General features: G+C 68.4%; 23 protein-coding genes. 10 read left to right on the top strand and 13 right to left on the bottom strand.

Going from position 1 to position 23,156, the window contains the following annotated elements:
• Nucleotides 1–90: 90 nt before the first annotated feature.
• Nucleotides 91–1,020, bottom strand: coding sequence for an ornithine carbamoyltransferase (gene argF, locus DIE13_RS12275; protein ID WP_096502401.1), 930 nt, complete (start codon nucleotides 1,018–1,020; stop codon nucleotides 91–93).
• Between the two features lie 425 nt (nucleotides 1,021–1,445).
• Here argF and DIE13_RS12265 point away from each other — a divergent pair, with 425 nt between their 5' ends.
• Complete coding sequence (locus DIE13_RS12265) at nucleotides 1,446–1,766, top strand: DUF3579 domain-containing protein (protein WP_124827408.1); 321 nt, start codon at nucleotides 1,446–1,448, stop codon at nucleotides 1,764–1,766.
• 153 nt (nucleotides 1,767–1,919) lie between these two features.
• Here the strand turns inward: DIE13_RS12265 and rpsT are convergent, their stop codons facing one another.
• Nucleotides 1,920–2,192 carry a 30S ribosomal protein S20 gene (rpsT, locus tag DIE13_RS12260; protein WP_006482211.1) on the bottom strand — a complete coding sequence of 91 codons (273 nt, stop codon included), beginning with the start codon at nucleotides 2,190–2,192 and terminating at the stop codon, nucleotides 1,920–1,922.
• A 257-nt stretch (nucleotides 2,193–2,449) separates the two neighbouring features.
• On the opposite strand from rpsT, the gene murJ reads away from it, so the two are divergent.
• Nucleotides 2,450–4,045, top strand: a complete 1,596-nt coding sequence (murJ, locus tag DIE13_RS12255) for a murein biosynthesis integral membrane protein MurJ (RefSeq protein WP_311768328.1) — start codon at nucleotides 2,450–2,452, stop codon at nucleotides 4,043–4,045.
• An 8-nt stretch (nucleotides 4,046–4,053) separates the two neighbouring features.
• Nucleotides 4,054–4,896, top strand: coding sequence for a SirB1 family protein (locus tag DIE13_RS12250; RefSeq protein WP_059528320.1), 843 nt, complete (start codon nucleotides 4,054–4,056; stop codon nucleotides 4,894–4,896).
• A gap of 89 nt (nucleotides 4,897–4,985) precedes the next feature.
• On the opposite strand, the gene DIE13_RS12245 is transcribed toward DIE13_RS12250, so the two are convergent.
• The 5 genes from DIE13_RS12245 to lpxK all read right to left on the bottom strand — a co-directional run bounded on the left by DIE13_RS12245 (nucleotide 4,986) and on the right by lpxK (nucleotide 8,932).
• Nucleotides 4,986–5,744: an SDR family NAD(P)-dependent oxidoreductase gene (locus tag DIE13_RS12245; protein ID WP_124827404.1), complete on the bottom strand. Its 759-nt coding sequence runs from the start codon at nucleotides 5,742–5,744 to the stop codon at nucleotides 4,986–4,988.
• Between the two features lie 194 nt (nucleotides 5,745–5,938).
• Nucleotides 5,939–6,601, bottom strand: a complete 663-nt coding sequence (gene adk / locus DIE13_RS12240) for an adenylate kinase (protein ID WP_124827403.1) — start codon at nucleotides 6,599–6,601, stop codon at nucleotides 5,939–5,941.
• 207 nt (nucleotides 6,602–6,808) lie between these two features.
• Nucleotides 6,809–7,600 carry a 3-deoxy-manno-octulosonate cytidylyltransferase gene (gene kdsB / locus DIE13_RS12235; RefSeq protein ID WP_124827401.1) on the bottom strand — a complete coding sequence of 264 codons (792 nt, stop codon included), beginning with the start codon at nucleotides 7,598–7,600 and terminating at the stop codon, nucleotides 6,809–6,811.
• 119 nt (nucleotides 7,601–7,719) lie between these two features.
• Nucleotides 7,720–7,923, bottom strand: a complete 204-nt coding sequence (locus DIE13_RS12230) for a Trm112 family protein (protein ID WP_006750935.1) — start codon at nucleotides 7,921–7,923, stop codon at nucleotides 7,720–7,722.
• Nucleotides 7,904–8,932: a tetraacyldisaccharide 4'-kinase gene (lpxK, locus tag DIE13_RS12225; protein WP_124827400.1), complete on the bottom strand. Its 1,029-nt coding sequence runs from the start codon at nucleotides 8,930–8,932 to the stop codon at nucleotides 7,904–7,906. The genes DIE13_RS12230 and lpxK overlap by 20 nt, the downstream gene beginning before the upstream one ends.
• 450 nt (nucleotides 8,933–9,382) lie before the next feature.
• Here lpxK and xseA point away from each other — a divergent pair, with 450 nt between their 5' ends.
• Nucleotides 9,383–10,765, top strand: a complete 1,383-nt coding sequence (gene xseA / locus DIE13_RS12220) for an exodeoxyribonuclease VII large subunit (protein WP_124827398.1) — start codon at nucleotides 9,383–9,385, stop codon at nucleotides 10,763–10,765.
• Nucleotides 10,766–10,985: 220 nt separating this feature from the next.
• Nucleotides 10,986–11,564, top strand: coding sequence for a superoxide dismutase [Fe] (sodB, locus tag DIE13_RS12215; RefSeq protein ID WP_011352986.1), 579 nt, complete (start codon nucleotides 10,986–10,988; stop codon nucleotides 11,562–11,564).
• Nucleotides 11,565–11,674: 110 nt separating this feature from the next.
• On the opposite strand, the gene chrA is transcribed toward sodB, so the two are convergent.
• Nucleotides 11,675–12,886, bottom strand: a complete 1,212-nt coding sequence (gene chrA / locus DIE13_RS12210) for a chromate efflux transporter (RefSeq protein ID WP_124827396.1) — start codon at nucleotides 12,884–12,886, stop codon at nucleotides 11,675–11,677.
• A gap of 94 nt (nucleotides 12,887–12,980) precedes the next feature.
• Nucleotides 12,981–13,688 carry a Crp/Fnr family transcriptional regulator gene (locus tag DIE13_RS12205; RefSeq protein ID WP_124827395.1) on the bottom strand — a complete coding sequence of 236 codons (708 nt, stop codon included), beginning with the start codon at nucleotides 13,686–13,688 and terminating at the stop codon, nucleotides 12,981–12,983.
• Nucleotides 13,689–13,769: 81 nt separating this feature from the next.
• Between DIE13_RS12205 and DIE13_RS12200 the strand changes: the two genes are divergently transcribed.
• From DIE13_RS12200 to DIE13_RS12190, 3 genes are all read left to right on the top strand, one after another.
• Nucleotides 13,770–14,294, top strand: a complete 525-nt coding sequence (locus tag DIE13_RS12200) for a DUF962 domain-containing protein (protein WP_124827393.1) — start codon at nucleotides 13,770–13,772, stop codon at nucleotides 14,292–14,294.
• Nucleotides 14,287–15,342 carry a 2-dehydropantoate 2-reductase gene (locus DIE13_RS12195; RefSeq protein ID WP_124827391.1) on the top strand — a complete coding sequence of 352 codons (1,056 nt, stop codon included), beginning with the start codon at nucleotides 14,287–14,289 and terminating at the stop codon, nucleotides 15,340–15,342. Before DIE13_RS12200 ends, DIE13_RS12195 begins: the two co-directional genes overlap by 8 nt.
• 114 nt (nucleotides 15,343–15,456) lie before the next feature.
• On the top strand, nucleotides 15,457–16,080 hold the full coding sequence (locus DIE13_RS12190) for a bifunctional 2-polyprenyl-6-hydroxyphenol methylase/3-demethylubiquinol 3-O-methyltransferase UbiG (protein ID WP_124827389.1): 624 nt from the start codon (nucleotides 15,457–15,459) through the stop codon (nucleotides 16,078–16,080).
• Between the two features lie 15 nt (nucleotides 16,081–16,095).
• On the opposite strand, the gene DIE13_RS12185 is transcribed toward DIE13_RS12190, so the two are convergent.
• Both DIE13_RS12185 and mdtD read right to left on the bottom strand, forming a co-directional pair.
• Nucleotides 16,096–17,370 carry an EAL domain-containing protein gene (locus DIE13_RS12185; protein WP_124827388.1) on the bottom strand — a complete coding sequence of 425 codons (1,275 nt, stop codon included), beginning with the start codon at nucleotides 17,368–17,370 and terminating at the stop codon, nucleotides 16,096–16,098.
• 180 nt (nucleotides 17,371–17,550) lie between these two features.
• Complete coding sequence (gene mdtD / locus DIE13_RS12180) at nucleotides 17,551–18,987, bottom strand: multidrug transporter subunit MdtD (protein WP_124827386.1); 1,437 nt, start codon at nucleotides 18,985–18,987, stop codon at nucleotides 17,551–17,553.
• Nucleotides 18,988–19,220: 233 nt separating this feature from the next.
• Here mdtD and DIE13_RS12175 point away from each other — a divergent pair, with 233 nt between their 5' ends.
• Complete coding sequence (locus tag DIE13_RS12175; protein WP_124827384.1) at nucleotides 19,221–19,502, top strand: DUF2917 domain-containing protein; 282 nt, start codon at nucleotides 19,221–19,223, stop codon at nucleotides 19,500–19,502.
• A 14-nt stretch (nucleotides 19,503–19,516) separates the two neighbouring features.
• On the opposite strand, the gene DIE13_RS12170 is transcribed toward DIE13_RS12175, so the two are convergent.
• Nucleotides 19,517–20,749 carry a citrate/2-methylcitrate synthase gene (locus tag DIE13_RS12170; protein ID WP_124827382.1) on the bottom strand — a complete coding sequence of 411 codons (1,233 nt, stop codon included), beginning with the start codon at nucleotides 20,747–20,749 and terminating at the stop codon, nucleotides 19,517–19,519.
• Between the two features lie 139 nt (nucleotides 20,750–20,888).
• Here DIE13_RS12170 and DIE13_RS12165 point away from each other — a divergent pair, with 139 nt between their 5' ends.
• On the top strand, nucleotides 20,889–22,280 hold the full coding sequence (locus DIE13_RS12165; protein WP_124827381.1) for a CoA transferase: 1,392 nt from the start codon (nucleotides 20,889–20,891) through the stop codon (nucleotides 22,278–22,280).
• Between the two features lie 30 nt (nucleotides 22,281–22,310).
• Here the strand turns inward: DIE13_RS12165 and DIE13_RS12160 are convergent, their stop codons facing one another.
• On the bottom strand, nucleotides 22,311–23,057 hold the full coding sequence (locus DIE13_RS12160) for a GntR family transcriptional regulator (protein ID WP_124827380.1): 747 nt from the start codon (nucleotides 23,055–23,057) through the stop codon (nucleotides 22,311–22,313).
• Nucleotides 23,058–23,156 lie beyond the last annotated feature (99 nt).

The following is a 23,156-nucleotide window of genomic DNA, read 5'->3' as shown; positions in this document are numbered from 1 at the left end:
CCGTTTCGCCGGCACAAACAAAAAGCGCCGATCGACGATCGGCGCTTTTTTGGCCTGCCGCCGGATTGCGGCGGCGCGCGCGTGCTGCGCTCAGTGCTTGAGGCGGCCGAGCAGCAGGAACTCCATCAGCGCCTTCTGCACGTGCAGGCGGTTTTCCGCTTCGTCCCACACGACGCTTTGCGGGCCGTCGATCACGCCGGCCGTCACTTCCTCGCCGCGGTGGGCGGGCAGGCAATGCATGAACAGCGCATCGGCGTTCGCATGGCCCATCATTTCCTCGTCGACGCACCAGTCGGCGAACGCCTGCTTGCGTGCTTCGTTCTCGGCTTCGAAACCCATGCTCGTCCACACGTCGGTCGTCACGAGATCGGCGCCCTTGCATGCTTCGTTCGGATCGTCGAACACCTCGTAGAACGGCGCGCTGTCCGGCGACACGAGCTTCATGTCGAGCGCATAGCCTGGTGGCGTCGACAGGCGCAGCTTGAAGCCGAGGATCTGCGCGGCCTCGATCCACGTGTACAGCATGTTGTTCGCGTCACCGACCCACGCGACCGTCTTACCGGCGATCGGGCCGCGGTGCTCGTAGTACGTGAAGATGTCGGCTAGCACCTGGCACGGGTGGTATTCGTTGGTCAGGCCGTTGATCACCGGCACGCGGGAATTCTGCGCGAAGCGCGTGATCACGTCCTGCTCGAACGTGCGGATCATGATGATGTCGACCATCCGCGAGATGACTTGCGCGGAATCCTCGACGGGCTCGCCGCGGCCGAGCTGCGTGTCGCGCGTGCTCATGAAGACCGCGTGGCCGCCGAGCTGGAAGATGCCGGCTTCGAACGACAGCCGCGTGCGCGTCGAGCTCTTCTCGAAGATCATCGCGAGCGTGCGGTCGTGCAGCGGGTGATAGGTCTCGTAGTTCTTGAACTTGCGTTTCAGGATACCCGTGCGTTCGAGCACGTACTCGTAGTCTTCCAGCGAGAAATCCTTGAACTGCAGGTAGTGACGAATGGTTTTGGCGGTCATGAAACGAAATACGGCGGGTCTCACCCGGCAGCGAGGCCGGACGGCGCCGCCGTCGGGTGTGGATAACTCAAAGCAGCATAAAGGATTTTCTGTGCTTTGACGAGCTACGACGAAAACCGGGGCGCGATCGAAGCGGGTCCCGGTCGGGTGCCGGAGGGTGTCGGAAGAGGGGCCGCGAGACGACGCGTGATGGCGCGCTGCGGTATAATTCAAAAGTTTTCTCCAGCCCGGCAGGCAAGCCGTTTCGCGCTCTGCCGGACACAAGCCATGCGCTGCACAAATCCGGTGCGGCGCACCGGTGGCGCGCATCGAAGGCCTGTTTTTCAGGGCGTCGGAGCGCTTGCGCCGCCGTCCACTCCAGCTTTGTGTTCGCGTACTCAGGCGCTGTTGCCTGGGCATCGCCGGGCCGTCACTTGGGTAACCACATGGCTGAAACCCCTCCGACCGAATTCTTCATCCAGGGCATCACGAAAGACGGGAAAAAGTTTCGCCCGAGCGACTGGTCGGAGCGTCTGGCCGGCGTGATGGCCTGCTTCGGGCCAGGTGCGAGCGGGCGGAATGCGCGCCTGAAATATTCGCTGTACGTGCGCCCGACGATGATCGGCGACCTGAAATGCGTGATCCTCGATTCCCGGCTGCGCGACATCGAGCCGATGGCATTCGATTTCGTGCTGAATTTCGCGAAGGACAACAACCTCGTCGTCAGCGAGGCGTGCGAGCTGCCGGACTACAGCGAGAAGAAATGAGTGCGGCGGGTGAGGGCGCTTCGCGCATGCGGCGCGCGCCCAATGCCCGGCCGGCATGATGTCCGGACGACGCGCAGCAAAAAAGCCCGCCTAGGCGGGCTTTTTTGCGATCGCAGGAAACAGGAGCGCCCGCCGAAGCGGGGCGCACCGGATTTACGCTGCTGCCTGCAGACCCTTGACGGCTGCGGCCAGGCGGCTCTTGCTGCGAGCGGCCTTGTTCTTGTGAACGATCTTCTTGTCGGCGATCGTGTCGATCGTCTTCACGGCAGCCTTGAACAGCTCGGCAGCCTTTGCCTGGTCGCCGGCTTCAACAGCCTTGCGAACCGACTTGATCGCGGTACGGAATTTCGAGCGCAGCGCCGAGTTGTGCGAATTTGCCTTCGCGGCTTGGCGGGCGCGCTTGCGTGCTTGTGCGGAGTTAGCCATGACGGTTCCTTATCCTGTCCTGTTTCCAGAGCTTGGAGCCTGACGGCCAAGCGCTGCTTTTCGATCCGTCCCCTGAGAACGATTGCCCAGGGGCGCATAAAAAACGGTGATTTTAACCGAGGCCGAGACATGAAAACGACAGGCGCCGTGCATGTACAGGCTCAGAAACCGGCAATTATAGCAACAAAATCAAGCGCGTGGCAAGTTCAACGTGACATCGGCCGGATGGGGCGCCGGCGGCGCGCGCGCTTTTCGGCATCCGTCCGTGCCGGGTCACGCAACGTCCGTATAATAAGCGCCCCATGAATCTATTCCGAGCCCTGCTGACGGTCAGCGGCTTCACGCTGCTGTCGCGCGTGACCGGACTGGCCCGCGAAACGCTGATCGCCCGTGCGTTCGGCGCCAGTCAATACACCGACGCGTTCTACGTCGCCTTCCGCATTCCGAACCTGCTGCGCCGCCTGTCCGCCGAAGGCGCGTTCTCGCAGGCGTTCGTGCCGATCCTTGCCGAGTTCAAGAACCAGCAAGGGCACGATGCGACCAAGGCGCTCGTCGATGCGATGTCCACCGTGCTCGCATGGGCACTCGCCGTGCTGTCGGTCCTCGGGATCGCCGGCGCGTCGTGGGTCGTGTTCGCGGTCGCATCAGGCCTGCACACCGACGGGCAGGCGTTCCCGCTCGCGGTCACGATGACGCGGATCATGTTCCCGTACATCGTGTTCATTTCGCTGACGACGCTCGCGTCCGGCGTGCTGAACACCTACAAGAGCTTCTCGCTGCCGGCTTTCGCGCCGGTGCTGCTGAACGTCGCGTTCATCGCCGCCGCCGTGTTCGTCGCGCCGCACATGAAGGTGCCCGTCTTTGCGCTCGCGTGGGCCGTGATCGTGGGCGGCGTGCTGCAGTTCCTCGTGCAGCTGCCGGCCCTGAAGAAGATCGACATGGTGCCGCTGATCGGGCTCAACCCGGTGCGTGCGCTGCGTCACCGCGGCGTGAAGCGTGTGCTCGCGAAGATGGTGCCCGCGACGTTCGCGGTGTCGGTCGCGCAACTGTCGCTGATCATCAACACCAACATCGCGTCGCGGCTCGGGCAGGGCGCGGTGTCGTGGATCAACTACGCCGACCGCCTGATGGAATTCCCGACGGCCCTGCTCGGCGTCGCGCTCGGCACGATCCTGCTGCCGAGCCTGTCGAAGGCGCACGTCGACGCCGATACGCACGAATACTCGGCACTGCTCGACTGGGGGCTGCGCGTCACGTTCCTGCTCGCGGCGCCGAGCGCGCTTGCGCTGTTCTTCTTTGCGACGCCGCTCACCGCGACCCTCTTCAACTACGGCAAGTTCGACGCGCATACCGTCACGATGGTCGCGCGCGCGCTTGCGACCTACGGGATCGGCCTCGTCGGCATCATCCTGATCAAGATCCTCGCGCCGGGCTTCTACGCGAAGCAGGACATCAAGACGCCCGTGAAGATCGCGATCGGCGTGCTGATCGTCACGCAGATCTCGAACTTCGTGTTTGTGCCGCTGATCGGTCATGCGGGCCTCACGCTGAGCATCGGCGTCGGCGCGTGCCTGAACTCGCTGCTGCTGTTCATCGGGCTGCGCAAGCGTGGCATCTACCAGCCGTCGCCGGGCTGGCTGCGCTTCTTCGTGCAGCTGATCGGCGCGACGCTCGTGCTCGCGGGCCTGATGCACTGGTGCGCGATCAGCTTCGACTGGACCGGCATGCGCGCGCAGCCGCTCGACCGGATTGCGCTGATGGCCGCGTGCCTCGTGCTGTTCGCTGCACTATATTTCGGTATGTTGTGGGTAATGGGCTTCAAATACGCTTACTTCAGAAGGCGCGCCAAGTGACGACCGCAATGACCCGCGTCCTCGACTACTTCAGCACGCTCGTGGCGGACGACGATAGTCTGCCCGTCACGGAAACCGCGTTGTCGCTCGCGCAGGATGCCTATCCCGACCTCGACCTGCAGGGTACGCTGGCCGAAATCGACATGCTGGCCGCGCGGCTGCGCCGTCGGCTCGCCGACGATGCGGACCTGAAGGACCGCGTCGCCGCGCTCAACGAGTTCTTCTTTCGCGAGCTTGGCTTCGCGTGCAATCACAACGATTACTACGACCCCGATAACAGTCACCTGAACGCGGTGCTGAAGCGGCGGCGCGGGATTCCGATCTCGCTGTCGGTGCTGTATCTGGAACTCGCCGAGCAGATCGGCGTGCCGGCGCGCGGCGTGTCGTTCCCCGGTCATTTCCTGCTGCGCGTGACGCTGCCGGACGGCGACCTGATCATCGACCCGACCAACGGCCATTCGCTGTCCGAAGCCGAGATGGTCGAGATGCTCGAGCCGTACGTTGCGCGTGCGGCCGGCGCGGTCGACAGTGCGTTGCGCGCGCTGCTGCAGCCGGCCACGAGCCGCGAGATCATCGCGCGGATGCTGCGCAACCTGAAGACGATCTATCTGCAGACGGAACGCTGGCAGCGGCTGCTCGCGGTGCAGCAGCGACTTGTGATCCTGCTGCCCGAGCAACTAGACGAAGTGCGCGATCGCGGCTTCGCGTATGCGCGGCTCGACTACTTGCGTCCCGCGCTCGAGGATCTCGAGCAGTATCTCGGCGAACGGCCCGATGCGGACGACGCAACCGTCGTCGAATCGCAGGTGACGGAGTTGCGCCAGCGAATGCAGCGCGATGACGAGGACTGAGCCGCCTTCGGCCGTGCCGCAACCGGTAACAGGCAGCCAGAACGAAAACGCCCGCTATGCGGGCGTTTTGCATTTGCGTCGTACAGCCCTTACTTCGGCTGCATCCGGATCGCGCCGTCGAGGCGGATCACTTCGCCGTTGAGCATCGGGTTCTCGACGATCTGACGCACCAGCATCGCGTATTCGTGGGGCTTGCCGAGCCGCGGCGGGAACGGCACCATCGCGCCGAGCGCGTCCTGCACGTCCTTGGGCATGCCGAGCAGCATCGGCGTCTCGAACAGCCCCGGCGCGATCGTCATCACGCGGATGCCGCTGCGCGACAGGTCGCGCGCGATCGGCAGCGTCATGCCCGCGACGCCGGCCTTCGATGCAGCATATGCAGCCTGGCCGATCTGCCCGTCGTACGCGGCGACCGAGGCGGTGCTGACGATCACGCCGCGCTCGCCTGCGTCGTTCGGCGCGGTCGCGGCCATCGCAGCGGCCGCGAGCCGGATCATGTTGAAGGTGCCGACCAGATTCACGCTGATCGTCTTCGCGAATACATCGAGCGGATGCGCGCCGTCCTTGCCGACGGTTTTCGCGGCGGGCGCGATGCCCGCGCAGTTCACGAGGCCGCGCAGCGTACCCGCGCGCGTCGCGGCGTCGACGGCCGCCTGTGCGTCGGCCTCGCTCGACACGTCGCAGCGCATGAATACGCCGCCCAGTTCGTTCGCGAGCGCCGTGCCGGCCGTCTCGTTCAGGTCTGCGAGCACGACCTTGCCGCCTGCCTGCGCGAGCATGCGGGCCGTTCCCGCGCCGAGGCCCGATGCGCCGCCGGTGATCAGAAAGACGTTGCCGCGAATCTCCATGACTGTCTCCTTGGTAGGGCCGATGCCTGCCGATCGGCTGAAAGCCGGTGCGCGCCGGTGTCAAGCGCGCACGTATCCGGACGATTGTACGGGGCGCCATCGCACGGCGACCACACAAGCGCGGTCGTGCGAATCGCGGTCGGGCGAAAAAAAACCGCCCGGGAAGGGCGGCTTGCGGGTGCGCGACGCAGCGCTTACTTCAGTGCGTCGAATGCGCGCGCGCGGATTTCGTCGACGCTGCCGAGGCCCGAGATCTTGCGATACTGCGGAGCCTTCAGGCCGTTTTCCTCGCCGCGTTGCGCCCAGTCGCCGTAGTACGTGATCAGCGGCTTGGTTTGCGCTTCGTACACTTCGAGACGCTTTTTGACGGTTTCTTCCTTGTCGTCGTCGCGCTGGATCAGCGGTTCGCCCGTCACGTCGTCCTTGCCCTCGACCTTCGGCGGGTTGAACTTCACGTGATACGTGCGGCCCGATGCCGGGTGCGTGCGGCGGCCGCTCATGCGCTCGACGATTTCCGAGAACGGAACGTCGATCTCGAGCACGTAGTCGATCGCGACGCCCGCTTCCTTCATCGCGTCAGCCTGCGCGATCGTGCGCGGGAAGCCGTCGAACAGGTAGCCGTTCGCGCAATCCGCTTCCTTCAGGCGCTCTTTCACGAGGCCGATGATCAGCGCGTCCGGCACGAGCTTGCCGGCGTCCATGTAGCCCTTCGCCTCGACGCCGAGCGGCGAGCCGGCCTTGACGGCCGCGCGCAGCATGTCACCCGTCGAGATTTGCGGGATGCCGAACTTTTCCTTGATGAAGTTTGCCTGGGTGCCCTTTCCCGCGCCGGGCGCGCCCAACAGGATCAAACGCATGGTGATATCTCCGGTATGTAGATTCGTGTGGCGAGACGCAAAAGCGTCGACGACGACGTGCGCGGGGCTTGCCTTGCGCGCGGTGAACCGGTCTGACGCGACACGTCGTCGATGGCGACGCGTGGCTGCCGGAAAGGACCGCGGCGGGAGCAAGCGAAGGCGCGCGGGTCGCGGACGGCTCGCACAATCACCTGATTATGCCATGGGTTATTTTGAAGTCGGCTGAAAAAGGGCCTGCACGCGCGCGAGATCGGCCGGCGTGTCGACTCCGGCGGCGGGCGCCTGCCCGGTGATGAGCACGGCGATGCGCTCGCCATGCCACATCGCGCGCAGCTGTTCGAGCTGCTCGGCCTGCTCGATCGGTGCCTGCGCGAGCGACGGATACGTGCGCAGGAAACGCGCGCGATAGGCATACAGTCCGATGTGGCGATAAACCGGGAAGGCCGGTGCCGGCATGGCCGCGACGTCCGGCCAGTGCGACGCGTACGCATCGCGGCTCCACGGAATCGGCGCACGCGAGAAGTACATCGCGACGTTGCGCGCGTCGAGCGCGACCTTCACGACGTTCGGGTTGAACACGTCGGCTGCGTCGTGGATCGGATGAGCCGCGGTCGCGATCGCGCAGTCCGCATGGGCGGCGAGGTGCGACGCTACGTCGCGCACCAGCGCCGGGTCGATCAGCGGCTCATCGCCCTGTACGTTGACGATGACGGTGTCGTCGCTCCACCCGAATGTCGCCGCGACTTCCGCGAGCCGGTCGGTACCGGACGGATGATCGGCGCGCGTCAGCACCGCTTCGAAGCCGTGATCGCGGGCCGCGTCGAGTACGTCCTGCGCGTCGGATGCGACGAGCACCTGCTGCGCGCCGGCTTCGCGCGCGCGTTCGGCGACGCGCACGACCATCGGCTTGCCGCCGAGATCGGCAAGCGGCTTGTTCGGCAGGCGCGTCGACGCGAGCCGGGCAGGAATGACGGCGATGAAGGGCTGCGGATGAGTCATCGGGGTTCGGCGGTGAGAAGGGCGGGGCGGGCGGCGCGTCGGAAGCGGGCCGCCCGGAAAAGCCCGGCGCGCGGCCACGGACGGGCCGCGATCGTGCGCCGGTTCAGCGGCGCGGCGGCTTAGCTGCCGGCGGGGCCGGCCGGGTCGACCGGCGTGCCTTCGACGGTCTGGCGCGCTTCGTCGACGAGCATCACGGGGATGCCGTCGCGGATCGGGTAGGCGAGCTTGTCCGCGTTGCAGATCAGCTCCTGCGCAGCGCGGTCATAGTGGAGCGGGCCTTTGCAGATAGGGCACACAAGGATTTCAAGCAGGCGAGCGTCCACGGAGTTTCTCCACAACGAGGGCAATGAGGCGAGGATCGAGCGCGGCTTCGACAGGGACGACCCACAGCCGAGCGTCGCGCCAGGAAGCGCCCAATTTTACTGCATCCTTCTCGGTGATCAGGATCGCGTCGACTGCGTCGTCGACGAACGGATTGTCGGCGAACGCGTAGTGGTCGGGCAGCGCGCGCGTCGCCGGCGAGAGGCCGGCCGCGCGCAGGGTCGCAAAGAAGCGCTCGGGCGCGCCGATGCCGGCCGCGGCAAGCACGGGCTCGTTCGCGAATTGCGACAGCGGGCGGCGCAGCGCCGGCTGGTCGAGGTGCCAGGCGGCGCCTGGCGTCAGCGCGAGCGCATACGTGTCGGGCCACGGCGGCAGCGCGCTGCTGTAAGGATCGTTGACGAGCGTCGCGTCGCGGTGGCGCGACAGCGGCTCGCGCAGCGGGCCGGCCGGCAGCAGGAAGCCGTTGCCGCCGAGCCGGTGGTCGAACACGACGAGCTCGACCGTGCGGGCGAGCCGATAATGCTGCAGGCCGTCGTCGCTGACGATCACGTCGACGTCCGGGTGCGCGGCGCGCAGTGCCTGCGCGGCCGCGACGCGGTCGGGGCATACCCAGACCGGCACGCCGGTGCGGCGCGCGATCAGCAGCGGTTCGTCGCCGGCCGCGCTTGGGCGCGACGCGGGCGTGACGGCGGTCGGCGCCTTCACGTTCGCGCCGTAGCCGCGCGACACGACGCCCGGCATGAAGCCGGCCGCGCGCAGCGCATCGACGAGCGCGATCACGGTCGGCGTCTTGCCGGTGCCGCCGACGGTCACGTTGCCGACCACGACGACGGGCACACCGACGTCGACCGGTTGTTTCCAGCCCTGCGCATAGGCGGCGCGCCGCAGCGCCGCGCACAGACCGAATACGCATGCGAACGGCGTGAGCGCCCAGGCGAGCGCACCGCGTCGCTGCCATTCGCGGGTCAGGTGCGCTTCGAGCCGCGCGAGCGGACCGCCGGGCGCGCTCATCGGGCCGGGCGCGGCGTGTCGTGCGCCGCGGCGTGGGACGGATTCGTCAAGGCGGATTCTCCGTTGGGCGGCGCATGCCGCAAGGTCTTCGGAAGGCGGCACTCTAGCGCGTCGCACGCGGGCGCGGCAAGCGCGGCCGGACGGCAGCCTCGATGGGGCCGGATCGGCGCGGCTTGTGGATAACTCTGTGAAAAACTCCCCGCCCGTTCGCGTCAAACGCCCGCCCGGTGGGCATCGAATCGGAGGTGTATCTTTCTGTAATGTTTAAAAATTCATAAAAATCAACGTGTTATATCGAATCGTCTGTTTTTTTACGCGGTTTTTAAGCGTTTCTGGTGGACGATTGCCAGAGTGTGGACACATTCCGCACGGCGCGGCGCAGACGGCCGGCGCTGGACGTCGCGCGCGTGTCGGACTATCGTGTCGCCGCCAGCATTCATTCGACCGCCCATGTCTTTCGACTCCCCTTTTTCCGCTCCCGGCGCGACTCGCGGCGGCGACGAAGTGATTCCCGTTTCGGCGCTCAACCGTGCAATTTCGACGATGCTCGAGCGCTCGTTTCCGCTGCTGTGGATTTCGGGCGAAGTGTCGAACTTCACGCGCGCCGCGAGCGGCCACTGGTATTTCTCGATCAAGGACCAGCAGGCGCAGATGCGCTGCGTGATGTTCCGCGGCCGCGCGCAGTATGCGGAATTCACGCCGCGCGAAGGTGACCGGATCGAGGTGCGCGCGGTCGTCACGATGTACGAGCCGCGCGGCGAGGTGCAACTCAACGTCGAGGCGGTGCGGCGCACCGGGCAGGGGCGCCTGTACGAGGCGTTCCTGCGCCTGAAGGCCCAGCTCGAAGCCGAAGGGCTGTTCGCGCCGGAGCGCAAGCGCCAGTTGCCGACCCATCCGCGCGCGATCGGCATCGTCACCTCGCTGCAGGCAGCCGCCTTGCGCGACGTCCTGACCACGCTCGCGCGCCGCGCGCCGCACATTCCGGTGATCGTCTATCCGGCGCCCGTGCAGGGTGCGGGCTCGGCCGAGAAGCTCGTGGCGGCCGTGCAGGCGGCGAATGCGCGGCGCGAGGTCGACGTGCTGCTCGTCTGCCGCGGCGGCGGCTCGATCGAGGATCTGTGGTCGTTCAACGACGAAGCGCTCGCGCGTGCGATTGCCGCGAGCGAATTGCCGGTCATCAGCGGTGTCGGCCACGAAACCGATTTCACGATCGCGGACTTTGCGGCCGACCTGCGCGCGCCGACGCCGACCGGCGCGGCCGAGCTCGCGAGTCCGCAGCGCGCATTGCTGCTGCGCGAGGTCGCCGATCGGCAACGCGCGCTGGCGCGCAGCCTCGAGCGCGGGCTCGAGCAACGCGCGCAGCAGCTCGACTGGCTCGCGCGGCGGCTCGTCAGCCCGGCCGAACGGTTGAAGCGGCAGCGCACGCACGTCGAGCAGCTTGCCGTGCGGCTCGCGTCGGCGGCATCGCGGCCGGTGCGCGACGCACGGGCGCGGTTCGCGCTGGCGCAACTGCGCTGGCAGCGCGCGCGGCCCGACCCGGCGCACGCGCGTCACGTGCTCGCGGGGCTGTCGCAACGTCTCGCGGTGGCGCTGCAGCGTCGTTACGAGCGCGATACCGCGCGGGTCTCGGCATGTGCGGCGCGGCTCGAGGTGCTGAGCCCGCAGCGCACGCTCGAGCGAGGCTATGCGGCGCTGATCGATGCCCAGACCGGCCGCGCGGTACGTGCGCCGGGCGCGTTGAAACCGCAGCGCCGCCTGACCGTGCATCTCGCCGAAGGCTCGGCCGACGTGTCGCTCGCCGACGTGCAGCCGCGACTCACCGACACGATCTGACGGCGACCGCGTAAGCGAAACGAAGGTCGCCCGCCGCATCCGGTGCGGGAACGCATGCTGCGCGCGTCGTCTCGTCCTGCCGGACGAAGCGTCAACGCCGATTTTCCGCATACCGCGGATAAATGCCCGGTGAGTTTGCGGGGATATTCGGACTCGCCTACAATCGGACGCTCGGCAGCATTCAACACAGCCTCCCTACATACTCAACGAAGGAATCGCCATGGCTCATACGCTCCCGCCGCTCCCGTACGCTGAAGACGCACTCGCGCCGACCATCTCGCTCGAGACGATCCAGTACCACTACGGCAAGCACCACCAGGCTTATGTGACGAACCTGAATAATCTGATCCCGGGCACGGAATTCGAAAACCTGTCGCTGGAAGAGATCGTCAAGAAGTCGTCGGGCGGCATCTTCAACAACGCCGCGCAAATCTGGAACCACACGTTCTTCTGGAACAGCCTGTCGCCGAACGGCGGCGGCGCACCGACGGGCGCGCTGGGCGACGCGATCAACGCGAAGTGGGGTTCGTACGACGCGTTCAAGGAAGCGTTCACGAAGGCCGCAGTCGGCACGTTCGGTTCGGGCTGGGCATGGCTCGTGAAGAAGGCCGACGGTTCGCTCGACATCGTGTCGACGAGCAACGCCGCGACGCCGCTGACGACCGCCGACAAGGCGCTGCTGACGATCGACGTGTGGGAACACGCGTACTACATCGACTACCGCAACGCACGCCCGAAGTTCGTCGAAGCGTTCTGGAACATCGTGAACTGGGACTTCGCAGCGAAGAACTTCGCGTAAGCCCCGGCGTGTGCGCGCCATCGCGGCGCGCGACACTGCGAAAAAAGCCCTCGTCACGAGGGCTTTTTTTGTTTTTACCGGATGCCGATGAGTCCGCGGCATGCGGCGGATCACGCAATCATCCCCGACGCCCAGCCGAGCGCCGCACTCGCAATCACGACGGCCCACGGCGGCATGCGCCAGAACACGAGCGCGACGAACGCGACGAGCGCGGCAGCGAAATCGCGCGGCGACACGATCGTGTCGCTCCACACCGGGTGATAGAGCGCGGCGACCAGCAGCCCGACCACGGCCGCATTCACGCCTGCGAGCGCGGCCTGCATCCGCGTGCTGCGGCGCAGGCGTTCCCAGAACGGTGCGGTGCCCGCGACGAGCAGGAACGACGGCGCGAAGATCGACACGAGCGCGATCGCCCCGCCGAGCCAGCCGTTCGGGGCATCGCGCAGCGACGCGCCGAGGAACGCCGAGAAGGTGAAAAGCGGCCCCGGCACGGCTTGCGCGGCGCCGTAGCCGGCGAGGAAAGCCGAATCGCCGACCCAGCCCGGCGCGACCACGGCCGCCTGCAGCAGCGGCAGCACGACGTGGCCGCCACCGAACACCAGCGCGCCGGTGCGGAAGAACGCGTCGACGACCGCGAGCGCGTGCGAATCGAGTGCGCGAGCCGCGAACGGCAGCATGACGAGCAGTGCGGCGAACAGCACGAGCCACAGCACGCCCGCGCGATGCGACACATGCAGCGGCAACGGATCGTGCGCGCCGCGCTCGGGTTGCGGCAACAGCACGAGGCCGGCCGCGCCCGCCGCGACGATTACCGCGACCTGCAGCCAGGCGGCCGGCACGAGCAGCGCGATGCAGGCCGCGGCTGCCATCAGCGTGACGCGGCGCGCATCCGGGCACAGCGTGCGCGCCATGCCCCACACCGCCTGCGCGATCACCGCGACCGACACGATGCGCAGCCCGTGCAGCGCGCCGGCCGCGACCGGCATGCCCGTCGCGTGCACGCCGAGCGCGAACAGCATCATCAGCAGCGCCGACGGCAGCGTGAAGCCGAGCCATGCGGCGAACATCCCCGCATAGCCTGCGCGCGACAGCCCTATCGCCATTCCGACCTGGCTGCTGGCCGGTCCCGGCAGGAACTGGCACAGCCCGACGAGATCCGCGTAGGCGCGCTCGGTCAGCCAGCCGCGTCGCGTGACGAATGCGTCGCGGAAGTAGCCGAGATGCGCGACGGGGCCGCCGAACGACGTGAGGCCGAGCCGCAGGAATGCGACGAACACGGGCCACGCGTGGCGGGAAGGTGCGGAGGCGGTCGACGTGTTCACGGGCGGGGATGGGGGCGAGCAAGGGCGAACGAGCCGCCACGATAGCGCAACGGCGTGACGCCGGGAATGCGGCGTTGCGGCGATTGTGCGGGCGTCAGGCCGTGCCGTCGGGCAGCCCGCTCGCGCGGCGCAGCGCGTCGACGTCGACCAGTTCGATCTCGCCGACATGCAGCCGCACGATGCCGTCGGCCTGCAGCGCCTTCAGCAACTGGTTGGTGGTCTGCCGCGTCAGCGACAGCATCGACGCGAGCTTTTCCTGCGACAGCCGAATGCGCGTGCGGCCGGCACTGATCCCGCCGTAGCCGTTGGCGATCATCAGCAGTCGCGTGGCGAGACGCTGCGCGGCCGGCATCACGCTCATCGCCTCGACGGTCAGGAAGCTCAGCCGGAGCTTTTGCGCCATCAGCAGCGCGAATTGCCGCCAGTATTGCGGCGTCGTGTCGAGGATTCCGAGCAGGGTGGCCTGAGGAGTGTGCAGCAGCAGCGTGTCGTCGAGCGCGATCGCATCGTGCGTGCGGGGCTGGCCGTCGAACAGTGCGATCTCGCCGAACCACGTGACGGGCTCGGCGACCGTCAGCAGCGCCTCCTTGCCGTGCGAATCCACCGCGCCTATGGTGAGGGAACCGGTCAGTACCGCGTACAGCCCGCACGGCGGGTCGCCGCGCCGGAACAGCGCATGGCCGGCAGGCAGGCGCCGCAGCGCGGCGCGCTCGAGCAACTGCGCGCGCAATTCGGGCGGCAGCGCGGCAAACCACGGGTGCGCTTCGAGCTGCGGCAGGTAGGGGGCGAGCGACGAGGGCATGGGCACGCGATGTCGGATAGCTGACAGAGGTTCTCGGGCGTGACGCGCATCATAGCGCTCAATGATCGTTCAGGAGACACCATGAAGACGCTGGAAGACCACCTTTCCCAGTATGCGGCCTACCACCGCGACGCGCGCAACATCGCGACGCACCTGGTCGGCATTCCGATGATCGTGTTCGCAGTCGAGGTACTGCTGTCGCGGCCGGCGCTCGGGGTGCTGGCCGGCGTCGCGCTGTCGCCGGCGCTGCTGCTCGCCGTGGCGTTCGCGGTGTTCTACCTGCGCCTCGACCTGCGTTTCGGGGTCGTCATGGCCGCGCTGTTCGCGCTCGGGCTGTGGGCCGCGCAGACGCTCGCGTTGCTGCCGACCGCGCAATGGCTCGGCGTCGGCATCGGCGCGTTCGTGGTCGGCTGGATCGTGCAGTTCGTCGGGCACTGGTTCGAAGGGCGCAAGCCCGCGTTCGTCGACGACCTCGTCGGCCTGATGGTCGGGCCGCTGTTCGTCGTCGCCGAAGTCGCGTTCTTCGCGGGGCTGCGCAACGATGTGCGCCGCGAAGTCGAGCGGCGCTCGGGGCCCGTGCACGGCGGCGCGCACTCGCATGTCTGACGCGTCGGCTGCGTCGGTCTGCGTGTTCGGCGCGGGCGCGATCGGCTGCTACCTCGGCGGCCGGCTCGCGGCGACAGGCGCCGACGTGACGTTCGTCGGCCGTGCGCGGATCGCCGAGGCGATTCGCGCGCAGGGGCTGACCCTGACCGACCAGCGCGGCTATCGCGCGCAGCTTGTGCCGGCGGACATCGCGTTTTCGACCGATCCGGCCGTGGCGGCGGCGGCGCGGCTCGTGCTGGTCGCGGTGAAGTCGGCCGTGACGCAGGAGGCGGCGGCGCAACTGGCCGGCGTGCTGCGGCCCGGCACGGTCGTGATCAGTTTCCAGAATGGCCTGCACAACGCCGACGTGCTGCGCGACGCGCTGCCGCAAGCGACCGTGCTGACCGGCATGGTGCCGTTCAACGTGATCGAGCGCGGGCCGGGCGCGTTCCACCAGGGCTCGGCCGGCGTGCTCGCGGCCGATGCGTCGCCCGCGCTGCAGCCGTTCGCCGACGCATTTGCCCGAGCCGGACTGCCGCTCGCGCTGCACCGCGACATGCGCGCGGTGCAATGGGCTAAGCTGCTGCTGAACCTGAACAATGCCGTCAATGCGCTGGCGAACCTGCCACTGCACGACGAACTCTCGCAGCGCGCGTACCGGCGCTGCCTGGCGCTTGCGCAGCGCGAAGCCCTGCACTGGCTCGCGCACGCCGCGATCCGGCCGGCACGGCTGACGCCGTTGCCGAGCGCATGGCTTCCCGCGGTGCTGGGGCTGCCCGATCCCGTGTTTCGTGCGCTCTGTGGCCGGATGCTCGCGATCGATCCGCTCGCGCGCTCGTCGATGTCCGACGATCTCGCCGCGCGCCGCGCCACCGAAGTCGAGTGGATCAACGGCGAGATCGTACGGCTGGCCGCGCGCTTCGGCGCGCAGGCGCCCGTCAATGCGCGGCTGTGCGCGCTCGTTCACGCCGCCGAAGCGGCGGCAGCGCGCCCGGCCTGGCATGGCGAAGCGCTGTGGGCGGAGCTGTCCGCGCATGCGCCGCACATGAGCACGAGGCGGGCGGCGTAACGGCGAGGGCGCGTTCCCGGAAGGCCTGCGCCCGCGCGCCACGCCACGCACGATGCACAACGGCTAAGATGCGGAGTGCGTCACCAGACCGGACGCGTACGCGGAGCAATCACCATGGTGGATCGCCCGACTCTCGATGCCTACGAAGCCCATGCCGCGCAATATGCGCAGGACTGGCTCGACCAGGCCGCGCCCGACGACATGTACGCGCTGCTCGAGCAGCATTTCTCGCCGGGGCTGACCGCGGACGTCGGCTGCGGCGCCGGGCGCGACACGGCGTGGCTCGCTTCGTGCGGATTCGACGTGCGTGGCTACGATGCGAGCGCCGCGCTGCTCGACGAGGCGCGCCGGCGCCATCCCGACCTGACATTCGAGCTGGCCGCGCTGCCGGCGCTGGCCGGCGTGCCGTCCGGCGTGTTTCGCAACGTGCTGTGCGAAACGGTCGTGATGCACCTCGAACAGGCGGATGCGGCCGCTGCCGCTGCACGGCTGGCCGCGCTGCTGGTGCCCGGCGGCACGCTGTATCTCAGCTGGCGGGTGGCCGGAAACGGCGCGTTGCGCGACGAGCGCGGCCGTCTGTACACGCCGCTCGATTCGGCACGGATGCATGCGGCGCTCGGCGCCGGCATGCAGGTGATCGACGAGCACGAGGTGGTCAATGCGTCGTCCGGCAAGCGCGTGCACCGGCTGATCGCGCGCAAGGCCGACGCAGGCCCCGCTGCCGGTGGCGCCGCATGAGCGCGGCGCCCACCCTCATTCGCGGTTGAGCGCCGCTTCCCAGTTGATGTCGACACAGAGCACCTGCATGCCGGTCGCGGCCGGTGCGGTGACCGAGCCGGTCACGCACAGGTGCGCCTCGTTGATCGACAGATACGGCGGCGTCACGTGCACGCGGCCCGGCGCGCGCATCGCGTGGATGAAGTACGGCCGGCGCTCCCAGCTCGCGCCTTCGGAATGCAACAGCGGCCGGAACCGTTTGGCCCGCTGCGAGACGCTGCCGCGCGCGAGCACGTTGTCGCCGATCTGGCGGCCGGACGCGTCGAGCAGGAAGCAGCGCGCGGTTTCCGGCAGCCCGAGCACCGCCGCGGCCGCATCGAGCAGCGGCTCGCCTGCGGCGAGCTTGCGGCTCGCTTCCTCCAGCGCGGCGATGTACGGCGCCAGGCGTGCCGCCTGCGTGCGCTCGCGCTGCGCGACGCGCAGCCGCAACGCGGCCGACAGCGTATCCATGCAGCCGGCCGCGGCCTGCGGCTGTACCGGGTCGACGCTCGGCCCGGCGAAGTACTGCCCTTGCACGAAATCCACGTCGCATTCGAGCGCGATCAACGCGTCGCGCTCGGTCGCGAGGCCGCCCATCAGCACGAGCTGGCCGGATTCGTGCAGCAGCGACACGAGCCCGGGCAGTACGCGCTCGAGGTGCGAGTGCTCGCTCGCCTGTGCGAGGATCCCGCGGTCGAGCGAGACGATGTCGGGATGCAGATGCCACACGCGGTCGATGTTCGAATGCTTCGCGCCGAAGCCGCCGAGCGCGATCAGGAAGCCGGCCTTGCGCAGCCCGTCGACGATCGCCGCATAGCGCGGCGTCTCGCCGCCCGCCTGTTCGGGCACTTCGAGCACCACGCGGTGCGGCGGCAGGCCGAGCGCCTTCAGGTTCGCGAGCAGCGCGTCGCCGTAGATCGTGTCCATCAGCGCGGCCGGATGCAGGCTCAGGAAGAGCCATTCGTCATGGCTGTCGAACGCGTGGAAATTGCCCAGATGCAGCGATTCGGCGAGCCGGCCGAGCTCCAGCAGGTCGCCGCGCCGCGCCGCCTGCGTGAAGACCTCGTGCGATGCGACCTGGCGGCTTTCCTCGTCGTGCGCGCGCAGCGATGCGTGATAGCCGATCGCGCGGCGGTGCGACACCGAGAAAACGGGCTGAAACACGCTGAACACGGTGTACGCGCCGTACAGCACGGTGCGCCGCTTGCCGTCGTCGCCGGCGACGGGGCGGGGCGGCTGGAAGCCGGGGGGATCGATGTCGATCATGCTCATGATGTCGGCCGAAAGAAGACTGCCAGTTTACCTACAGAATAGGGCAGCAAGAAGCATGCGCGGCATCGGGCTCCGTGCGGCGGCCCGTCGCGGCGGCTGGCTGCGGTGCGCGGCGGGCGCGCCGCACCGTCGTGGTGCGTGGCGCGCCGGCGTGGCGTCTGCCGTGGTGCGCGCCGCGCGTCATGCGCGTTCGGACGGGTCGGTCTTGTACGCGCGGCCGCGGATTTCCGGCGCGAGCTGCGCGAAGATCCACGCGGACGCGGCCGTGATGATCCCGACGCAGATGAACGTCGCATGGAACGCGGGCAGCGTGTTGCTCGGCGTCACCGTGCGCAGCATGCCGGTGAAGGTCGCGAGCAGCGCGCCCGCGACCGTGACGCCGAGGCTCATCGACAGCATCTGCACGAGCGAGAACAGGCTGTTGCCGCTGCTTGCGCCGCCGGTGCCGAGATCCTTCAGCGTCAGCGTGTTCATCGCGGTGAACTGCATCGAGTTGAAACCGCCGAACAGCGCGAGATGGACGACCTTCACCCATACCGGCACCGTGTCGCGCATCAGCGCGAAGCTCGCCATCATCGCGCCGACCATGATCGTGTTCGCGAGCAGCACCTTGCGGTAGCCGTGCTTCGTGATCAGCCGCGTGATGAGCCGCTTCGAGAACATCCCGGCGGCCGCGACCGGCAGCATCATCAGCCCGGCCTCGAATGCCGAATAGCCGAGGCTCACCTGCAGCAGCAGCGGAATCAGGTACGGCATCGCGCCGCTGCCGATCCGCGCGAACAGGTTGCCGAGCAGCCCGACGCTGAACGTATGGATCTTGAACAACTCGAGCGAGAAGATCGGCTGCGGCGCGCGCACCGCGTACAGCCCGTATGCGACGAAGCACGCGAGGCTCAGGATCAGCAGCACCAGCACGGCCGCGTGCTGCATCCCGAGGTCGGCGAGGCCGTCGAGCGACAGCGAGATCGCGACCATCCCGATCGTCAGCAGCAGATAGCCCTTCAGGTCGAAGCGGCCGACGGCCGGGTTGCGAGAATCGGGCATCGAGTAGAAGGTCGCGATGCAGCCGGCGACCCCGACCGGCACGTTGATCAGGAAGATCCAGTGCCACGACGCGATCTTCACGAGCCAGCCGCCGAGCGTCGGCCCGATCAGCGGGCCGATCAGCCCGGGAATCGCGACGAACGACAGCGCGGGCAGGTAGCGTTCGGCCGGGAAGGTGCGCAGCACCGCGAGCCGTCCGACCGGCAGCAGCATCGCACCGCCGACACCCTGCACGACGCGGAACACGACGAGCTGCTGCAGCGTATGCGCGTTCGCGCACAGCAGCGAACCGAGCGAGAACACCAGGATCGCGCTGAAGAACACGCGCCGCGTGCCGAACGTGTCCGCGAGCCAGCCCGAGACCGGGATCATCACCGCCATCGTCAGCGAGTACGCGATCACGACCGACTGCATCCGCAGCGGCGATTCACCGAGACTCACTGCCATCGACGGCAGCGCCGTGTTGACGATCGTCGCATCGAGCGTCTGCATGAAGAAGCCCGTCGCAACGAGCCAGAGCATCACGGTGAGGTTCTTTTCGCCGGGAGCGGCGGCGGGCGGGCGTTGGAACATGGGGACGGACCGGTGGCGCGGGACAGCAGACATTGTAGGCAAAGCCGCCGTGGCACGCAGGATCGGCCCCCATCGAGGGGCGCGCCCAATCGCCTGGCTGCGGCTTCGGCCGGATACCGATTCACCGACAGACCAGTACAGTTCAGTCGAAACTGTTTGCAGGCGTACCTGTCCGTGTGCTGCCGCCGTCCGAAATACTGGCGTCATCGAACCCACGCGATCCGGAGGCGGCCATGCGCGAACTGCGACTCTACGAGATGGACGGCAACGAGCCGGCCGGGCGGTGGCGCATCGTCGATCGCACCGCGCTGGTGGTCGCGGACGGCGACCTGTGGGTGACGGTCGAAGGTCGCCTCGACGATCACTGGCTGCACGCCGGTGAATCGCTGGCACTGCTGCCCGGCATGCGCGTGTGGATCAGTGCGGCGGCGGGCGGCGCGGTGTTCTCGTTCGGCCCGCAGCCGGCGCCGGCCGTGCAGGTCGCGCCTGGATGGCGGCGCACGTTCGCCGCCTAGCGCGGCGGCCGCGCTCAGGCGGGCGCGTCGCTGCCGACGTAGCGCGCACGGGGCCGGATCAGCTTGCCGTCCGCATACTGTTCGAGCGCGTGCGCGATCCAGCCCGCGGTGCGGCCGGCCGCGAACAGCGTGAAGGCGGCGCCGCCCGGCAGTGCGAGCGTGCGCTCCAGGACCGCGAGCGCGAAATCGATCGCCGGCCGCAAGCCGGTCGCCGCTTCGACACGCGCGGCGAGCGCACGGGCCGCGCGCAACGCCGGCCGCTCGGGCAACACGGCATGCAGTGCGTCGAGCAACGCGCGCGCACGCGGATCGCCGTCGGGATAGAGCGGATGTGCGAAACCGGACAGCATCGTGCGCAAGCCGTCCGCGCGCTCGTCGTGTGCGAGACGCAGCGCAAGGTAGCGGTCGAGATCGGCGGCGCGCGCTGCTTCGTCGAGCAGTGCGCCCGCACGGAACGTCTCGCCGCCGTGGCGCGGGCCGGACAGCGCGGCGAGCCCGCCCGCGATCGCGCCGAACAGGTGCGTGCCGGTGGACGCGATGCACCGTACCGCGAAGGTCGATGGGTTCAGCTCGTGATCGGCGCACAGCACGAGCGCGCGGCGCAGCAGGTCGGCTTCGTCGCGCCGCCGGATGCGCCACGCGTTCGCGAGTTGTCGATGCACGGGTGTGTCGTCCGGCGCGATGCCGGCCAGCGCGGCCGTCGCGATGCGCAGCAGCAGCGAGGCCGCTTCGATCTGCGCGTCGCGCCCCTGCGCCCACAGGCGCGGCAGCGATGCGGCCGCGGCCGGAAGCAGCACGAGCGTGCGCTCGAGCGGTGCGAGATGCGCCCAGCGGCGTGCCCATCCGTCCCATTGCACGGTATCGAAACCGGCCGCCGCCAGCGATGCGGCTGCGAGGCGCGCCGGCGGGCAATCCCATAATCTCGCGGCCGTTTCCTCGAGCGTCGCGTCGCGGGCGAGCGCGATCGCATCGGCGCCGCGATAGCGCAGGCAGCCGTCGGCGATCTGCGTGATCCGCGATTCGAGCACCGGCACACCCCAGTCGAGCGAGCGTTCGGCCACGCCGCCCGCGCGCTTCGCATCGGCGCGGCGGCGCGCGAGCAGGCGCACTTCGTCGGCGTCGTAGAGGCGGCGCTTGCTCGCGCCGTCGGGCAGCGAGCGCAGCAGGCCGCGGCTCACATACGCATAGAGGGTGCTCACGCTGACACCGAGGATGCCGGCCGCTTCGGGCGCGCTGAGGGACGTCATGCCGATCGCTCCTGTCGGGGCGCATGAAGCGCGGCCCGGTTACAACTATTCGTTATGCATTGATTTGCGCTATCAAGATTGATCGCACCTGCTGCGAATTCTAGACTCGATTCCGTCTCCTCAATCGCCCGCTTACACCATGACACCCGAACTCGCATTGATCCATCTGTGGCAACTCGCGCACGGCGAGCCTGGCGCCCTTGCCCGCGCGACCGTGACAGGGCAGGACCCGACGTTGCCGTCGACGTTCCAGGTCGGCACGCTGGCCGCATCGACGATCGCGGCAGTCGGGCTCGCGGCGGCCGAATGCCACCGGCTGCGCACGGGTGTCGCACAGCGCGTCGACGTGTCGGTGCGCGATGCGCTCGTCGCGTTTCGCAGCGAACGCTATCTGCGCGTGGACGATGGCCCGGCGCCGGATCCGCGTCATCCGGTGACGGGTTTCTACGACACGCGCGACGGTCGCTGGATCCAGCTGCACGCGAACTTTCCGCATCATCTGCACGGGATTCTCGACGTGCTCGGCTGTGGCCCGCAGCGCGACGATGTCGCCGCGGCGATCCGCACGTGGGACGGCGCGACGCTCGATACCGCGCTGGCCGAGGCCGGCCTCTGCGCGGCATTGATCAGAACACCTGGGGAATGGGCGGCGCACGACCAGGCGCGCGCGATCGCATCGCTGCCGCTGTTCGAGATCGAACGGATCGGCGATGCGCCCGTCGAGGCGATCGGTCGCGGCGAGCCCGATCAACCGCTTGCGGGCGTACGCGTGCTCGATCTCACGCGCATCATCGCGGGGCCGGTCGCGGGCCGCACGCTCGCGTCGCACGGCGCACAGACGTTGCTCGTCAACGGCCCGCACCTGCCGAACATCGCATCGCTCGTGATCGACAACGGGCGCGGCAAGCGCTCGACGTGGATCGATCTGCGCGAGACGGCGGGCGTCGCCGCGCTGCGCGATCTCGCACGCGACGCCGATGTATTCCTGCAAGCCTATCGCCCGGGAGCGCTCGCGGCGCGCGGGTTCTCGCCGCAGGCGCTGGCCGAGTTGAGGCCCGGCATCGTCTGCGTATCGGTGTCGGCGTACGGCCATGCGGGGCCGTGGTCGAAGCGGCGCGGCTTCGACAGCCTCGTGCAGTCGGCGAGCGGCATCGCATGGCAGGAGCAGCACGCCGCGCACGAGAACGGGCCGCGCCACCTGCCGTGCCAGGCGCTCGATCATGCGACGGGTTATCTCGCGGCGTTCGGCGCGATGATCGCGCTCGCGCGCCGTGCGACGGAAGGAGGAAGCTGGCACGTGCGGCTGTCGCTCGCGCAGACGGGGCGCTGGCTGCAATCGCTCGGCATGGTGCCGGACGGCCTGCGCGCGCCGGACCTGACGCTCGACGACGTACGCGACCGGCTCGACCGGACGGCGTCGCCGTTCGGCACGCTCGATGCCGTGCGTCCTGCCGAGCACCTGTCGGCGACGCCGCCGCGATTTGCGCGGCCGCCGGTGCCGCTCGGCACGGACGAAGCACGCTGGCTGTGAGCGCCGGCGATACAGCCGGCGCGACGGTCGTTACTTGCGCAGCTCGACGACGAAGTCGTAGTAGTCGTTGCGGCAGTAGGTATCGGTCAGCTCGATCGCGCGCTGATCGGCCGTATAGCCGATCCGCGTGATCAGCAGTAGCGCGTCGTGCGGCGCGATGCCCATCTGCCGTGCGATATCGTCGGTCGCGTTGACGGCGCGAAAGTGCTGCAGCGCGCGCACGATCGGCGTGCCGCGTGCTTCGAGATAGCTGTACAGCGAACCGCCGATCGCCTGCGGATCGGGAATCAGCGTGGCGGGGAACGTGGAGTTCTCGACGGCCATCACGATGCCGTCGGCCAGGCGCAGACGCTTGAGCCGCGTGACCGACGCGGCCGGCGACAAGCCGAGCTGGATGACTTCGTCGCGGTTGGCCGGCTGGATTTCGCGCTCGAGCCATTGCGAGCTCGGCTTGAAGCCGCGGCGCTCGAGCATTTCGCTGAAGCTCGACAGCCGCGACAGCGGATCCTCGTAGCGAGGCTGGATGAAGTTGCCCGCGCCCTGCGTGCGGCGGATCAGCCCCTGCTCGACGAGCAGCGCGATCGCCTTGCGCGCGGTGATGCGCGATACGCCGAGCGCTTCGGACAGTACGCGTTCGGACGGCAGCGCTTCGCCGGCTGCCCAGCGATTGTCGTGGATCGCGTCGCCGAGCTTGCGGGTGAGCTGCAGGTAGAGCGGCGTGTCGTTGTCGGGGTCGGGGCGCAGGTCCTGCCAGCGGTCGTCCGTGGGTGCCTTCATGGGATGCGTATCGATCAGGTTGCCGGCCATTCTAAGTCATCATGCTGCGCCGTTAATAGCCGGTTTTTGCCGTGTAACAGGTGGGTCGCGCGCCGATTG

This window comes from Burkholderia sp. Bp9016 (assembly GCF_003857765.1).
Taxonomy (GTDB): Bacteria; Pseudomonadota; Gammaproteobacteria; order Burkholderiales; family Burkholderiaceae; genus Burkholderia.
This window is presented reverse-complemented; position numbering and strand designations above follow the sequence as displayed.

What these genes read in the sequence shown, in the direction of transcription:
- lpxK (WP_124827400.1), bottom strand. Translation starts at nt 8,932, where the DNA reads ATGAGCGCGCCCGGCGGTCCGCTCGCGCGGCTCGAAGCGCACCTGACC.
- DIE13_RS12190 (WP_124827389.1), top strand. Translation starts at nt 15,457, where the DNA reads ATGGTGGATCGCCCGACTCTCGATGCCTACGAAGCCCATGCCGCGCAA.
- mdtD (WP_124827386.1), bottom strand. Translation starts at nt 18,987, where the DNA reads ATGTTCCAACGCCCGCCCGCCGCCGCTCCCGGCGAAAAGAACCTCACC.
- DIE13_RS12250 (WP_059528320.1), top strand. Translation starts at nt 4,054, where the DNA reads ATGACCCGCGTCCTCGACTACTTCAGCACGCTCGTGGCGGACGACGAT.
- xseA (WP_124827398.1), top strand. Translation starts at nt 9,383, where the DNA reads ATGTCTTTCGACTCCCCTTTTTCCGCTCCCGGCGCGACTCGCGGCGGC.
- DIE13_RS12185 (WP_124827388.1), bottom strand. Translation starts at nt 17,370, where the DNA reads ATGAGCATGATCGACATCGATCCCCCCGGCTTCCAGCCGCCCCGCCCC.
- kdsB (WP_124827401.1), bottom strand. Translation starts at nt 7,600, where the DNA reads ATGACTCATCCGCAGCCCTTCATCGCCGTCATTCCTGCCCGGCTCGCG.
- argF (WP_096502401.1), bottom strand. Translation starts at nt 1,020, where the DNA reads ATGACCGCCAAAACCATTCGTCACTACCTGCAGTTCAAGGATTTCTCG.
- rpsT (WP_006482211.1), bottom strand. Translation starts at nt 2,192, where the DNA reads ATGGCTAACTCCGCACAAGCACGCAAGCGCGCCCGCCAAGCCGCGAAG.
- DIE13_RS12245 (WP_124827404.1), bottom strand. Translation starts at nt 5,744, where the DNA reads ATGGAGATTCGCGGCAACGTCTTTCTGATCACCGGCGGCGCATCGGGC.
- DIE13_RS12265 (WP_124827408.1), top strand. Translation starts at nt 1,446, where the DNA reads ATGGCTGAAACCCCTCCGACCGAATTCTTCATCCAGGGCATCACGAAA.
- DIE13_RS12200 (WP_124827393.1), top strand. Translation starts at nt 13,770, where the DNA reads ATGAAGACGCTGGAAGACCACCTTTCCCAGTATGCGGCCTACCACCGC.
- DIE13_RS12205 (WP_124827395.1), bottom strand. Translation starts at nt 13,688, where the DNA reads ATGCCCTCGTCGCTCGCCCCCTACCTGCCGCAGCTCGAAGCGCACCCG.
- adk (WP_124827403.1), bottom strand. Translation starts at nt 6,601, where the DNA reads ATGCGTTTGATCCTGTTGGGCGCGCCCGGCGCGGGAAAGGGCACCCAG.
- DIE13_RS12195 (WP_124827391.1), top strand. Translation starts at nt 14,287, where the DNA reads ATGTCTGACGCGTCGGCTGCGTCGGTCTGCGTGTTCGGCGCGGGCGCG.
- DIE13_RS12165 (WP_124827381.1), top strand. Translation starts at nt 20,889, where the DNA reads ATGACACCCGAACTCGCATTGATCCATCTGTGGCAACTCGCGCACGGC.
- sodB (WP_011352986.1), top strand. Translation starts at nt 10,986, where the DNA reads ATGGCTCATACGCTCCCGCCGCTCCCGTACGCTGAAGACGCACTCGCG.
- DIE13_RS12175 (WP_124827384.1), top strand. Translation starts at nt 19,221, where the DNA reads ATGCGCGAACTGCGACTCTACGAGATGGACGGCAACGAGCCGGCCGGG.
- DIE13_RS12160 (WP_124827380.1), bottom strand. Translation starts at nt 23,057, where the DNA reads ATGAAGGCACCCACGGACGACCGCTGGCAGGACCTGCGCCCCGACCCC.
- DIE13_RS12170 (WP_124827382.1), bottom strand. Translation starts at nt 20,749, where the DNA reads ATGACGTCCCTCAGCGCGCCCGAAGCGGCCGGCATCCTCGGTGTCAGC.